The following is a 13,951-nucleotide window of genomic DNA, read 5'->3' on the forward strand; positions in this document are numbered from 1 at the left end:
GTTCACACCTCACGCAGTTTCAGGGATTGTCTGGCCAGCCCGTCGAGGAGGAATTTCTGCCAGTTGCGGTGCTGGTTGACGTACAGCCCTTCGTGGGTGAATTCGGTACCGGTCATGGCCGGCTGGATGCCGATGGCCTCGCTGTTGCGGGTCGGTCCGGTTTCCCAGCGGTGGCTGCCGCGGGAAATGTCGCTCCAGCGTTCCAGGCGGCCCTGGAAGCCGCGCTGGGCTTCGCGGAATTCCACCAGGTCGTCGGGGGTGCCCATGCCCGAGACGTTGAAGAAGTCCTCGAACTGGCGGATGCGGTTTTCCCGGTCGGCGTCGGACTCGCCCTTGACCCCGATGCACTGGCTGATGATCTCGGTCTTGTTCCAGGCCAGCGGGCGGATGATCCGCAGCTGCGAGCTGATCTGGTCGAGGAAGAACAGGCTGGGGTAGATGTTGAGGTTGCGCAGGCGGTGCATCATCCATTCGGCCTTTTCCTGGCCGTATTCCTCCACCAGCCGCGGCATGATGGTGGCGTAGCCGGAGCGCACCGAAGGGTTGGGCATGTCGCTGAACAGCACGCTGTGGCCGTTGTTGAAGGCGAACCAGCCGTCGTCGGTGTTGGCGTCGCCGGCGCCGAGCTTGCTGTAGTCGAGGGTGGCGCTGGCGCCGCCGTTTTCGCTGTTGACCTGCTGGCGGTGCTGCACCGTGGCCACGTAGTTGTAGTGCACGGTGCTCACGTGATAACCGTCGAGGCCGTTCTCGTTCTGCAGTTTCCAGTTGCCGTCGTAGGTGTAGGCGGACTTGCCGGGCAGGACTTCCAGTTCACCGGTGGGCGACTGGGCGACCATCATGTCGAAGAACACCTTGGCGTCGCCGAGGAAGTCCTCCAGGGAGTTGTCGGCGTGGACGTCGAGGCTGATGAAGACAAAGCCCTTGTAGCTGTCGATGCGGGCTTTCTTCAGGCCGCGGGTGGCCTTGTCGAAATCCTCGGGGTATTCGCCCGGCGCCTTGACCTTCACCAGGCGCCCGTCGCTCTTGTAACACCAGGCGTGGAACGGGCAGGTGAAGGTGGACTGGTTGCCCTTGCCGACCCGGGTCAGGGTAGTGCCGCGGTGCTGGCAGGCGTTGATCAGCGCGTTGAGCCGGCCTTCGCCGTCGCGGGTGATGATCATCGGCTGGCGCCCGGCGCGCATGGTCACGAAGTCGTGGTTGTTGGCCAGCTCGCTTTCGTGGCAGGCGTAGATCCAGTTCTTCTCGAAGATCAGTTCCATCTCCAGGTCGAACAGCTCGGGCTCGGTGAACATGTCCCGGGCGATGCGGAATACGCCGTCGTCCGGACGAAAGTCCAGGCAGCCGTCGATGAAGTTTTTCCATTGTTCTGTGTTTCTTGCACCACTCATGAGTGAGTACCTTTCTTGTTCAGGCCAATCGGTGCATGCATTAGAGAGAGTGCGGGGCTGGGGTGGCTATCCGCTTAGTTGGCCAAGGCCATCCATAAAATTGCCCGGCCACCTGTAGCCGCTGCCGCAGGCTGCGATCGCCTGCGTAGCAGGCACAAACCGGGTATCGCGGTGTTTCAGGCGGATCGCGGGCTCAGGTCTTGCGACGACTGCGTCGCCGATCGCAGCCTGCGGCAGCGGCTACGGGGGCGGCGTTCGGGTGTGGTGGAAATACCCACGGCCGGCGCCCCAGGCGATCAACGGCTGCACCGCGATGTCGCGATGAGCTACTGTTTGGCGCAGTCTTGCGTGGGTTTTACGCACCGGGTGGACGGGTTCTATCCACTTAGTTGGCGATTGCTATCCAGTCGGTTGGCAGTGCCGGGCGGTGGCGCAAAACTTGCTCCTGCAAGCCAGTCGTTCAAGCCAGACGCGCCGTCAGAGCGCGCAAAAAAATATTGCCGTGGGTGCGCCGTGATGAATAGCAAGGCTGATTCGCAGTTTCGTGATATTCGTATCGATCGCTACGACCTCGAGGGGGCGAGAAGCTGGATGTCTGGCATTTGCGGGCCGCACCGGCTCGAAACCAGCACCCCCGAGCGCATCCGCTTTCACCACAGCGCCAATGTGTTCAAGTCGCGGGCCACCACCCTGGGCACCATCGAATACGGCACCGACGTCACCATCGATATCGAAGACGCCGAGCGCTTCAGCAGCTACAGCCTGAGCCTGCCACTGAGCGGCGATCAGGAACTGAGCAAGGATGGCCGGCTGCTGCGTTCCAACCGTGACCAGGGGGTGATCATCGCCCCCAACGAAAGCCAGATGCTGGCGATCTCCGGCGACTGCCGCAAAGTCCAGGTGGTGATTACCCGGGCGGCCATGAGCGAAGCGCTGGAGGCCTTGCTGCAACGGCCGCCGGATGCGCCGCTGCGCTTCGAGGCGGTGATGGATGCGGTGGAGGGGGCTTCGGCGTCCTGGTGGCGCATGGCGCGCTATTTCATCGCCGAACTGGAGCGCAGCAGCGAGCTGTACGAACAACTGGCCTTCACCCGCGACCTGGAAAGCTCCTTGATCAAGGGCCTGATCCTCGCCCAGCCGAACAACTATTCGGCGGAGCTGCGCCAGGTGCTGGAGGTCAAGTTGCCCCACTACCTGGTCCGCGCCCGCCAGTACATTCACGCCAACGCCCGCGAGCCGCTGTGCCTGGAGGACCTGGAAGCCGCCGCCGGAGTCTCGCGCTTCAAGCTGTTCGAGGCCTTCAAGAAGTATTTCGCCCTGTCGCCGATGGTCTACCTGAAGAAGTACCGGCTCAACGCGGTGCGCCAGGAGATCCTCGAACACGGCTCGGCGCGGACCATTTCCGAAATCGCCCTGGGCTGGGGTTTCAGCCATCTGGGGCGGTTCTCCGCCGAATACCGCAAGCTGTTCGGCGAGTCGCCCAGCGTCACCCTGCAGCGCCACGATGCGCGGCGCCTGGGCGGTTTGTAGGGCCTGTACCCCACAGGCCAGCCGTTTTACTTGCGCAGCACCAGGTCCAGCAGACCGTCCTGTTCCTTGATTTTCTGCAGGACGATTTCCGAGCGGATGTCGGTGACCCCGGACGTGCGGTTCAGGTGATTGACGATGAAATCCGAGAAGTGCTTGAGGTTGCGCGCCTGGACCCGCAGCACATAGTTGCTGGCGCCGGTGATCACATAGGCGGTCACCACTTCCGGCCACAGCTGGACCTTCTTGATAAAGGTCTCGTGCCAGTCCGCCACGTCCTGGCGCAGCGACACATGGACGATGGCTTCCAGCTCGATCCCCAGGCGCTCGGCGTTGAGCACCGCGCGATAGCCGCTGATGATGCCTTCGCCCTCCAGCAGGCGCAGGCGACGCAGGCAGGCCGAGGGCGAGAGGGCGACTTTCTCCGCCAGCTCCTGGTTGCTGATACGGCCGTCCTGTTGCAGGAAGTGCAGGATTCGCAGGTCTGTCGAGTCGAGAATCATGGTTGGCATTTATCCGCGTTTTTTTAAGTTGTAGTCGAACAATCTTCGAGGCTGTGCCGCTCTCATAGCGCATTTTGCACGAAAATTCTCCAGGGCTTCGTTCATTATTTCTTCACCGCGCAGCCGCCGATGCCGCCTCCGGCATTTGCGTGCGCTGCCGCACGCCATAGTGAAAACAGGACCTCCCATGACAACAAGAAACCACTGCCTGGCCCTCGACGCACAGGACCCGCTGGCACCGCTGCGCAATCAGTTCGCGCTGCCCGACGGGGTGATCTATCTCGACGGCAACTCCCTCGGCGCCCGCCCGGTGGCGGCCCTGCAACGGGCGCAACAGGTGATTGCCGAGGAATGGGGCAATGGCCTGATCCGCAGCTGGAACACCGCCGGCTGGCGCGACCTGTCCCAGCGCCTCGGTGACCGCCTGGCCAAACTGATCGGCGCCGATGCCAACGAAGTGGTGATCACCGATACCACCTCGATCAACCTGTTCAAGGTGCTCAGCGCCGCCTTGCGGGTGCAGGCGCTCAAGGCGCCGCAGCGGCGGGTGATCGTCAGCGAGAGCAGCAACTTTCCCACCGACCTGTACATCGCCGAAGGCCTGACCGAGATGCTGCAACAGGGTTATTCCCTACGCCTGGTGGACAGCCCCGAGGAGCTGCCCCGGGCCATTGGCGAAGACACCGCGGTGGTCATGCTCACCCACGTCAACTACAAGACCGGCTACATGCACGACATGCAGGCGGTGACCGCGCTGACCCACGAATGCGGCGCGCTGAGCCTGTGGGACCTGGCCCACTCCGCCGGCGCGGTGCCGGTGGACCTGAAGCAGGCCGGCGCCGACTACGCCATCGGCTGCACCTACAAATACCTCAACGGCGGCCCGGGCTCCCAGGCCTTCGCGTGGGTTTCGCCGGCGCTCTGCGACCTGGTCAAGCAGCCGCTGTCCGGCTGGTTCGGCCATGCGCGGCAGTTCGACATGGAGGCGCAATACCGGCCGAGCAGCGGCATCGCCCGCTACCTGTGCGGCACCCAGCCGATCACCTCGCTGGCCATGGTCGAGTGCGGCCTGGAGATCTTCGAGCAGACCGACATGGCCAGCCTGCGCCGCAAGTCTTTGGCCCTGACCGACCTGTTCATCGAATTGGTGGAACAGCGCTGCGCGGCCCATGGCCTGAAGCTGGTGACCCCGCGCGAACACGACAAGCGCGGCAGCCATGTCAGCTTCGAGCACCCCGAAGGTTATGCGGTGATCCAGGCCCTGATCGCCCGGGGCGTGATCGGCGACTACCGCGAACCGCGGATCATGCGTTTCGGCTTCACGCCGCTGTACACCCGCTTCAGCGAAGTCTGGGACGCGGTGCAGATCCTCGGTGAAATCCTCGACGAAAAGACCTGGGCCGAGCCGCAGTTCCAGATCCGCCACAGCGTGACCTGAACCCGATACCTGTAGCCGCTGCCGCAGGCTGCGATCGACTGCGCAGCAGGCGCAAGACCGGTGCACGCGGTGTAACTGAAACACCGCGTTGCCCGGTTTCACGACGACTTCGTCGCCGATCGCAGGCTGCGCCAGCGGCTACAAGACAAAGCCATCAAGCGTGCCAATAACAATAAGAGGCTCACAAACGTGACCACGACCAACAAGGGTTTTGCAGCGATTTCCAACCGTGAACAGGGCTTGCGCCGCCAGCTCACGGCCGGGCAGATGAGCATGATCGCCATCGGTGGGGCGATCGGCACCGGGCTGTTCATGGGCAGTGCCTACGCCATCGGTTACGCCGGCCCCAGCGTGCTGCTCAGTTACGCCATCGGCGCGCTGATCACCCTGCTGCTGATGGGCTGCCTGGCGGAAATGACCGTGGCCCATTCCACCTCCGGCTCCTTCGGCGCCTACGCCGAGTTCTACATCAGCCCGCTGGCCGGGTTCCTGGTGCGCTACGCCTACTGGGCGGCCATCGTCCTGGCGGTCGGCGCCGAGGTCACGGCCATCGCCATGTACATGAAGTACTGGTTCGCCCACGTGCCGGAGTGGGTGTGGATCGTCTCGTTCTCCAGCGTGCTGATCCTGCTCAATGCCATCAGCGTGAAAACCTTCGGCAATTTCGAGTACTGGTTCTCCACCATCAAGATCGCCGCCATCGTCGGCTTCATCATCCTCGCGGTGTACGTGGTGTTCGGCTCCGGCAACGCCGACTACGGCCTGCACAACTACAGCGCCCACGGCGGCTTTTTCCCCAACGGCGTGCAGGGCATGTGGATCGCGGTGATCGTCTCGATCTTCAGCTACCTGAGCGTGGAGATGATCGCGGTGGCCGCCGGCGAGGCCGAGGACCCGCAGCGCGCGGTGAAAAAGGCCTTTCGCGCGACCATGGTGCGGCTGGTGGTGTTCTACCTGCTGACCCTGGCGCTGATGCTGGCCATCGTGCCCTGGGTCCAGGCCGGCAAGGCGCAGAGCCCGTTCGTCACGGTGATGCAGACCATCGGCATCCCCGGCGCCACCGGGGTGATGAACTTCGTGATCCTGATCGCCGCGCTGTCGGCGATGAACAGCCAGCTGTACATCACCACGCGCATGATGTTCAGCCTGTCCCGCGGCGGTTATGCACCCAAGTCCATGGGCGCCCTGAGCAAGAGCGGCATCCCGCTAAATGCCTTGCTGCTGTCCAGTTCCGGGATCGGCCTGGCGACCCTGATCAACGTGCTGTACCCGGAAAGCTCGTTCACCCTGATGATGGCGATCTCGATGTTCGGCGCGATCTTCACCTGGTTCATGATCTTTCTCACCCACTACTGCTTCCGTCGTTACCACCAGCGCCACGGCGAGCAGCCGCTGTCGTTCCGCATGCGCCTGTTCCCCTGGAGCACGTTGCTGGGCCTGGTGCTGATGGGCGCGGTGATGATCACCACCTACTTCACCGAGGCCTTCAAGATGACCCTGGTGTTCGGAGTGCCGTTCCTGTTGATCCTGACGGCGGTGTATTTCGCCTGCTTCAGGAAACCCCGCGCCGCTACCGAGCTGAACCCGTCCAAGGTCTGACCATGCTCGGGTGAAACACGGCTTGGCAGCCTCTACAGCTTGCCGAGCCTAAGCGTTTCTTGAGCGACCAGCCCTGAAATTTGCCGCCATGGCTCAAGCGCCGCGCAGGGCCTCGAACAGAGCCTTGGCGTAGGGCGGCAGGGCGTTGAAGTCGCGGGCGCAGAGCAGCAATTTGCGTTGCGCCCAGGCCTCCATCAGCGGCAGCACTTTGAGCGATGCATCCGGCCCCCGGCGTTCGACGGCGGCCCTGGGCACCACCGCCAGCCCGGCGCCCCGGGCGACCATGCGTATCACCCCGTCGAAGCCGTCGGCGCGGATGCGGATCGGCATCCGCAGCCCCAGGTGCAGGGCCTGTTCTTCCAGGTACACGGCCAGGGCGCTGTGGGCGGCAAGGCCGACATAGTCGTGGTGCAGGCTGTCGCTGAAACTCACCGCCCGACCGTCCGCCAGCGGGTGGTCGGCGGGCAGGACCAGCACCAGCGGGTCGTCGCGAAAGGCCAGGGTCTGCAGGTCCTGGGTATCCACCGCGTCGGACGCTATCCCCAGGTCCGCCGCGCCCTGGCGCAGGGCGTGAGTGATGCGCAGGCTGGGCAGTTCCTGCAGGTCGATATCGAGGTTGGGGTGGGCGCAGAGAAAGTCCGCCAGCGGCTCCGGCAGGTATTCGGTGATCGCCGTGGTGTTGCACAACAGGCGCACCTGGCCTTTGACGCCCCGGGCGTATTCGGCCAGGTCCTGGCGCAGGTGTTCGGCCTGTTGCAGCAGGCCGCGCGCGTGCTGGGCCAGGGCCTTGCCGGCGGGCGTCGGGCTGACGCCGCGGCGGCCGCGCTGGAGGAACTCGGTGCCCAGGGAAGCTTCCATGGCGCGGATCCGCGCACTGGCGGCGGCCAGGGACAAATGGCTGCGGCTGGCGCCGGCGGTGATATTGCCGGCCTCGAGGATGTTCAGGTACAGGCGCAGGTCGGTCAGGTCGAAGTGCATGGGGCGGGTCCCTTGAAAGCGCCGCTGCGCGGCTATCGCGGGCAAGCCTCGCTCCTACAGAAGACGGTCATCGGTAGGAGCGAGGCTTGCCCGTGATAAGGCCATCACAGCCACTGAAAATCTCCAGCCTCTCGCCAATCAAGAGGCTGCCTCAGTATATGGCAGATTTTCAGCCCACCACCGCCGGCGCAGGATAGCGCCATGAACACCTCCCTCGCGTTTTACCAGAACCTCGGTTTGCTCCTGTCCCTGCTGGTGATTGGTACCTTTGTCCTGGCTGGCATGATCAAGGGCGTGATCGGCCTTGGCCTGCCGACCATCGCCATGGGCCTGCTCGGCCTGGCTATGGCACCGACGCAGGCTGCGGCCTTGCTGATCATTCCGGCGACCCTGACCAATGTCTGGCAACTGGCGTTTGGCGGGCATTTGCGAGGCTTGCTCAAGCGCTTGTGGCCGATGCTGCTGGCGATCTTTATCGGCACCGGCCTGGGCAGCCTGTGGCTGGGGATCGACGGCGGGCGTTGGGTGGTGCGGGCGTTGGGGGCGGCGTTATTGCTCTATGCCCTGAGCGGATTGCTGCTGCCAACCCTGCGGCTGCGGCCGCGAATGGAAGCCTGGCTGGGTCCGGCCTGTGGACTGGTGACGGGCGTCATCACCTCGGCTACCGGAGTGTTCGTGATTCCGGCGGTGCCTTATCTGCAGGCCTTGGGGTTGCACAAGGACGAACTGGTGCAGGCCCTGGGGTTGTCGTTCACCGTTTCGACCCTGGCCCTGGCGGCCGGCCTGTACTGGCGCGGCGCCCTGGGTGGCGGCGAACTCAGCGCCTCGTTGCTGGCGCTGATCCCGGCGCTGCTCGGCATGTGGCTGGGCCAGGCGCTGCGCCAGCGTATCAGCGCCGTGCTGTTCAAGCGGGTGTTCTTTGGTGGCCTTGGGTTGCTCGGCGGCCACTTGCTGATCAGCGGCTAGCGGACGACGGGCTGAGCATGTCGATACGGCGGATATCGAAGTCGCGTTCCAGGTAATCCATGCGCTTGTCGAAGAACGCCTTCATGTGCGGCAGGTTGGAGTGCACGTCCAGGTGCGCCTGGGATGCCCAGATCTCATAGAAAATGAACAGGCTCGGGTCCTGCTGGTCGCGCAGCATGTGGTACTCGATACAGCCGGGTTCGGCGCGGCTTGGCTCGACATAGGCGCGAAACAGCGCTTCGAAGGCCTCGGACATTTCCGGGCGGGTCTTGGCGTGGAGGATAAAACCGTGCTGTTCGGACATGGGGCGGTTCCTGGGTAAGGGAGTTTTAAAAAATTCTACGACACGAATCCGCCGTCTATTCGTGCGTATTGGTCAAATGTTTTTTGCCTGGATCGCGCTTATTCATATCGTCTTTCAACGATATTCTCCGCCCATCGTTTTTAATCTTCTCGACCCGGCCCTGCAGCGCAGCGCCAAAGGGTTGTTCCTGATGAGGCTGGATCATGAAAAAAGTACTGTTGCTCAACGGTGGCAAGAAGTTCGCCCACTCCGACGGCCGCTACAACGCGACCCTGCATGAAGCCGCGGTGGCGGTGCTGGACCGTGGCGGCGTGGACGTCAAAGTCACCCACATCGACGAGGGCTACGACATCAAGGAAGAAGTGGCCAAGTTCCTCTGGGCCGACGTGATCGTCTACCAGATGCCGGGCTGGTGGATGGGCGCGCCCTGGATCGTGAAAAAGTACATCGACGAAGTCTTCACCGAGGGCCACGGCAGCCTCTACGCCAGCGACGGCCGCACCCGCTCCGACGCCTCGCAGAAATACGGCAGCGGCGGCCTGATCCACGACAAGCAGTACATGCTGTCGCTGACCTGGAACGCTCCGCAGCAAGCCTTCGACGACCCGACCGACTTCTTCGAAGCCAAGGGCGTGGACGCGGTGTACTTCCCGTTCCACAAGGCCAACCAGTTCCTCGGCATGCGCGGCCTGCCGACCTTCCTCTGTGTCGACGTGATGAAGCGGCCGAACATCGAGGTCGATGTGCAGCGTTATGAAGAACACCTCAAGGCGGTGTTCAACCTCCCCGCGTAAATCCGGCTACTATCGGTGGCGTGCCGCGAACCCGATGCGGGACCTGTAGCCGCTGCCGCAGGCTGCGATCGCCACCGAAGGGGGCGCAAGGTCGTGAGATCGCTGAAGGCCTTCGGCCTTATCGCAGCCTGCGACAGCGGCTACAGGGCGCCCAACCGAGATAGAGGACTTACGTGAAAGCCAGATCCGACGAACTCCAGACCTTCGTCTGCGTCATCGAGTGCGGTTCGATTTCCGCGGCGGCCGAGCAGGTCGGGCAGACGCCGTCGGCGGTCAGCCGCACCCTGTCGCGCCTGGAGGCCAAGCTCGATACCACGCTGATCAACCGCACCACGCGGCGCATGGACTTGACCGAAGAGGGCAAGTACTTCTTCGAGCAGGCCAAGCTGATCCTCGACCAGATGGACGAGCTCGAAGAACGCCTGTCGTCTCGCCAGCAGACGCCGTCCGGGCGCCTGCGGATCAACGCCGCTTCGCCGTTCATGCTGCACGCCATCGTGCCCTACATCGCCGAGTTCCGTAGCCTGTACCCGGACATCCAGCTGGAGCTCAACAGCAACGACCTGATCATCGACCTGCTGGAACAGAGCACCGATATCGCGATCCGCATCGGCACCCTGGCGGACTCGACCCTGCATGCGCGCTCGCTCGGTTGCAGCCCGCTGCATATCCTCGCCAGCCCCGCATACCTGAAGCAGCACGGCACACCCGGCACCGTGGCCGAGCTGAGCGAACATACCCTGCTGGGCTTCACCCAGACCGAAAGCCTCAACCACTGGCCGTTGCGCCATGTGCACGGCGACCGTTGGCCGATCCAGCCGGGCATCAGCGCCTCCAGCGGCGAGACGGTGCGCCACCTGGCGCTGGAAGGGCAGGGCATTGCCTGCCTGTCGCACTTCATGACCATCGACGACATCCGCGCCGGACGCCTCACGCCGATCCTCGCCCAGTTCAACAGCGGCTATCGCCAGCCGATCAACGCCGTGTACTACCGCAACTCGCAACTAGCCCTGCGCATCCAGTGCTTCCTCGACTTTATCCAGGGCAAGCTGGCCGATTACGCCAATCCGCTGTTCGAAGGCTGAGGCCTTTCTGCCGTAGGAGCCGGCTCGCCTTATACCGCCCGGGCAGGCGCCATCGCTGGCAAGCCGGCTCCTGCAGCGGTCAATTCCCGTGGGAAGGCTGATCCCTGATTCGTGATCCCTGCGCAAGAGTGATTTGGGCCAGCCTGCCTGTTTCGGTAGGAGTCGCCCGCCGATACTGGCGCCATCACTTACCCACCCAGGGAGTTTCTCCATGAATGTATTCGTTACCGGCGCCGCGGGTTTCATCGGCGGCTCCATCGCCACCGGCCTGGTCCAGGCCGGCCATCAAGTCACCGGCCTGGTGCGCAGCGCCGAACAGGCCGCCGAACTCAGCGCCCTGGGCATCAAGCCGGTGCTCGGCAGCCTGGACGACAGCGTCGTGCTGACCGAGCAGGCGCGTGCCGCCGACGCGGTGATCAACGCCGCCAGCAGCGACCATCGTGGCGCGGTGGAAGTCCTGCTCGCGGCCCTCAAGGGTTCGAACAAGGTCTTCCTGCACACCAGCGGTTCGAGCATCGTCGGCGATGCCTCGGGCGGCAAGGTCAGCGACGTCGTCTATCAGGAAAACAACCTGCCAGAGCCCACCGTCGACAAGGCCGCGCGCGTGGCCATCGACAACCTGGTGCTGGCCGCGGCCAAGGACGGGGTGAACTCGGCGGTGCTCTGCAACACGCTGATCTACGGCCACAGCCTCGGCGTGAAACGCGACAGCGTGCAGCTGCCGCGACTGCTCAAGCAGGCGCGCAACAGTGGCGTGGTGCGGCATGTCGGGCCGGGGCAGAACATCTGGTCCAACGTGCATATCGAAGACGTGGTGGCGCTGTACCTGCTGGCGCTGACCCGCAACATCCCGGGCACCTTCTATTTCGTCGAAAGCGCTGAAGCCTCCTTCATCGACATGACCACCGCCATGGCCCAGGCCCTGCACCTCGGCGCGCCGCAGGACTGGCCGCTGGCCCAGGCCGAAGCCGAATGGGGCTATGAAATGGCCAACTACGGCCTGGGCTCCAACAGCCGCGTGCGGGGCAAGAACGCCCGCGAACTGCTGGGCTGGGTGCCGCGGCGCACCTCGGTGCTGGAGTGGATTCGCCACGAGATGCTCTGACCCGCTATCCCTGTAGCCGCTGTCGAGCGCCAGCGAGGCCGCGCTCGGCGGCGTAGCCGTCGTAAACCGGCTGGCGCGTTTTTCCAGGCAGTTCGCGGATTCAGGTTTTGCGGCAACTGCGTTGCCGATCGCAGCCTCGCCGGCTCGGCAGCAGCTACACAAACACGAGGGCGGCACGACAGCCATCCGGTTCGTCCTCTCGCCAGACGGCCGCTTCAAGCGGCCGTTTTTATTTGCCGATTGCTCCGCCCCCGATCTTGCCCCTATCGTTCGACCTGCCAAAAAACAATAAAAGGACGGACCTTATGCGCATTGTTCTGTTTAAGACCCTGGCTCTGACAGCGGCCATCGCCGCCAGCTCGCCGACCTACGCCGCGTTGCTGGAAGGTGGCGCGGTCGCCGCGCCGAACCAGTATGGCGCCGACGTCGCGGCACAGGTTCTCAAGAAGGGCGGCAACGCGGTGGACGCCGCGGTCGCCACCGCCTTCACCCTGGCGGTGACCTACCCCGAGGCCGGCAACATTGGCGGCGGCGGTTTCATGACCCTGTTCATCGACGGCAAACCCTACTTCCTCGACTACCGCGAAACCGCGCCCAAGGCCGCGACCCGCGATATGTACCTGAACGAAAAAGGCGAGGTCATCGAAAACCTCAGCCTGGTCGGCGCGCGCGCCGCGGGGGTGCCGGGCACGGTGATGGGCCTGTGGGAGGCGCACAAGAAGTTCGGCAAGCTGCCCTGGAGCGAGCTGATCACCCCGGCGGTGGGCTATGCGAAAAACGGCTTCAAGGTCGCCGACAAGCAGTACCAGTACCGCGAGGACGCGCTGAAGCTATTCAAGGACAGCACCAACTTCGGCGACTATTTCGGCAGCATGAAAGCCGGCGAAACCTTCCGCCAGCCAGAGCTGGCCGCGACCCTGGAGCGCATCGCCGACCAGGGCGTCAAGGAATTCTACGAAGGCAAGACCGCCGACCTGCTGGTGGCGCAGATGCAGGCCGACAAAGGCCTGATCACCAAGCAGGACCTGCAGGACTACAAGGTTGCCTGGCGTGAGCCGCTGCAAGTCAACTGGCGCGGCAACACCCTGTACACCGCGCCGCCGCCCAGCTCCGGCGGTGTGGCCCTGGCACAGCTGATGACCATCAAGGAAGAGCGCACGGCGGACTTCAAGGGCGTCGAGCTGAACTCGGCCAAGTACATCCACCTGCTGGCGGAAATCGAAAAGCGCGTGTTCGCCGACCGCGCCGATTACCTCGGCGACCCGGCGTTCTCCGATGTGCCGGTCAAGCAACTGACCGATCCGGCCTACCTGAAAAAACGCGCCGCCGAGATCAACCCGACGGCCATCTCGCCCACCGAAAAAGTCCGTCCGGGCCTGGAGCGGCACCAGACCACCCACTTCTCCATCGTCGATGCCGACGGCAATGCGGTGAGCAATACCTACACCCTCAACTGGGACTACGGCAGCGGCGTGGTGGTCAAGGGCGCGGGGTTCCTGCTCAACGACGAAATGGACGACTTCAGCGCCAAGCCCGGGGTGGCCAACGCCTTTGGCGTGGTCGGCGGCGACGCCAACGCCATCGCGCCGGGCAAGCGCATGCTGTCGTCCATGAGCCCGAGCCTGGTGACCCGCGACGGCAAGGTCACCCTGGTGCTGGGCACGCCGGGCGGGTCGCGGATCTTCACCTCGATCTTCCAGGTGCTGAACAACCTCTACGACTTCAACCTGCCGCTGGAAAAAGCCGTGGCCGCGCAGCGCGTGCATCACCAGTTGCTGCCCAAGGACACCCTTTACTACGACGCCTACGCGCCGCTCAGCGGCAAGGTCGCCGACGAGCTGAAAGCCATGGGCTACACCCTGGAAGACCAGGGCTGGGAGATGGGCGATATCCAGGCGATCCGGGTCACCGGCAGCCAGTTGGAAACGGCTTCCGACCCACGCGGACGTGGCGTGGGCAAAGTCGTCAAATAACCCGTCGATCACGAGCAAGCTTCTGTAGGAGCGAAGCTTGCTCGCGATTATCGGGCCCCCGCGGTGGGTCAGAAACGACGTCATCGCGGGCAAGCCTCGCTCCTACAGAAAGAAGCAGGCTTCCGCTACAGCGGATGAAAATACCCCTCGCCGATTTTCATTATTCGCGACACGGCATATCCGTCCGCGACAAAGCTTGTCTCTGTGCGAAAGTTACTTTCATGTGGTTTGAAAATCAGGTCACGAAATGATTTATGAATTTCATAAGCATTCGACGTGACCCTTTTTCGA

The 13,951-nt window shown here is 63.8% G+C and carries 12 protein-coding genes; 8 read left to right on the top strand and 4 right to left on the bottom strand.

Features of this window, described 5'->3' with window-relative positions; genetic code table 11:
• Positions 1–2: 2 nt before the first annotated feature.
• A complete protein-coding gene (antA, locus tag H0I86_RS03765) occupies positions 3–1,388 on the bottom strand; it encodes an anthranilate 1,2-dioxygenase large subunit (protein WP_180924083.1) in 1,386 nt (461 codons plus the stop codon).
• A gap of 516 nt (positions 1,389–1,904) precedes the next feature.
• On the opposite strand from antA, the gene H0I86_RS03770 reads away from it, so the two are divergent.
• Positions 1,905–2,918, top strand: coding sequence for an AraC family transcriptional regulator (locus H0I86_RS03770; protein WP_180924084.1), 1,014 nt, complete (start codon positions 1,905–1,907; stop codon positions 2,916–2,918).
• Between the two features lie 26 nt (positions 2,919–2,944).
• Here H0I86_RS03770 and H0I86_RS03775 read toward each other — a convergent pair whose 3' ends face one another.
• On the bottom strand, positions 2,945–3,418 hold the full coding sequence (locus H0I86_RS03775; RefSeq protein ID WP_180925787.1) for an Lrp/AsnC family transcriptional regulator: 474 nt from the start codon (positions 3,416–3,418) through the stop codon (positions 2,945–2,947).
• Between the two features lie 187 nt (positions 3,419–3,605).
• On the opposite strand from H0I86_RS03775, the gene kynU reads away from it, so the two are divergent.
• Both kynU and H0I86_RS03785 read left to right on the top strand, forming a co-directional pair.
• Entirely contained in the window at positions 3,606–4,856 is a 1,251-nt protein-coding gene (gene kynU / locus H0I86_RS03780) for a kynureninase (RefSeq protein WP_180924085.1), read from the top strand.
• 189 nt (positions 4,857–5,045) lie between these two features.
• The gene (locus tag H0I86_RS03785) at positions 5,046–6,455 is read left to right on the top strand and encodes an amino acid permease (RefSeq protein WP_180924086.1); all 1,410 of its coding nucleotides are present in this window, start codon (positions 5,046–5,048) and stop codon (positions 6,453–6,455) included.
• Between the two features lie 93 nt (positions 6,456–6,548).
• Here H0I86_RS03785 and H0I86_RS03790 read toward each other — a convergent pair whose 3' ends face one another.
• Positions 6,549–7,433, bottom strand: a complete 885-nt coding sequence (locus H0I86_RS03790; protein ID WP_180924087.1) for a LysR family transcriptional regulator — start codon at positions 7,431–7,433, stop codon at positions 6,549–6,551.
• 201 nt (positions 7,434–7,634) lie between these two features.
• Here H0I86_RS03790 and H0I86_RS03795 point away from each other — a divergent pair, with 201 nt between their 5' ends.
• The gene (locus H0I86_RS03795; protein ID WP_180924088.1) at positions 7,635–8,399 is read left to right on the top strand and encodes a sulfite exporter TauE/SafE family protein; all 765 of its coding nucleotides are present in this window, start codon (positions 7,635–7,637) and stop codon (positions 8,397–8,399) included.
• Here H0I86_RS03795 and H0I86_RS03800 read toward each other — a convergent pair.
• On the bottom strand, positions 8,389–8,703 hold the full coding sequence (locus H0I86_RS03800) for a putative quinol monooxygenase (RefSeq protein ID WP_097305687.1): 315 nt from the start codon (positions 8,701–8,703) through the stop codon (positions 8,389–8,391). The genes H0I86_RS03795 and H0I86_RS03800 overlap by 11 nt on opposite strands.
• 203 nt (positions 8,704–8,906) lie before the next feature.
• On the opposite strand from H0I86_RS03800, the gene mdaB reads away from it, so the two are divergent.
• The 4 genes from mdaB to ggt all read left to right on the top strand — a co-directional run bounded on the left by mdaB (position 8,907) and on the right by ggt (position 13,660).
• Positions 8,907–9,497 (top strand): NADPH:quinone oxidoreductase MdaB, encoded by a 591-nt coding sequence (mdaB, locus tag H0I86_RS03805; RefSeq protein ID WP_180924089.1) that lies wholly within the window; start codon positions 8,907–8,909, stop codon positions 9,495–9,497.
• A gap of 173 nt (positions 9,498–9,670) precedes the next feature.
• Positions 9,671–10,582 (top strand): LysR family transcriptional regulator, encoded by a 912-nt coding sequence (locus tag H0I86_RS03810; RefSeq protein ID WP_180924090.1) that lies wholly within the window; start codon positions 9,671–9,673, stop codon positions 10,580–10,582.
• Positions 10,583–10,793: 211 nt separating this feature from the next.
• Positions 10,794–11,687 (top strand): NAD-dependent epimerase/dehydratase family protein, encoded by an 894-nt coding sequence (locus H0I86_RS03815; RefSeq protein ID WP_180924091.1) that lies wholly within the window; start codon positions 10,794–10,796, stop codon positions 11,685–11,687.
• A gap of 305 nt (positions 11,688–11,992) precedes the next feature.
• Positions 11,993–13,660, top strand: coding sequence for a gamma-glutamyltransferase (ggt, locus tag H0I86_RS03820; RefSeq protein ID WP_180924092.1), 1,668 nt, complete (start codon positions 11,993–11,995; stop codon positions 13,658–13,660).
• Positions 13,661–13,951 lie beyond the last annotated feature (291 nt).

It is taken from the genome of Pseudomonas chlororaphis subsp. aurantiaca, from assembly GCF_013466605.1.
Taxonomy (GTDB): Bacteria; Pseudomonadota; Gammaproteobacteria; order Pseudomonadales; family Pseudomonadaceae; genus Aquipseudomonas; species Aquipseudomonas chlororaphis_I.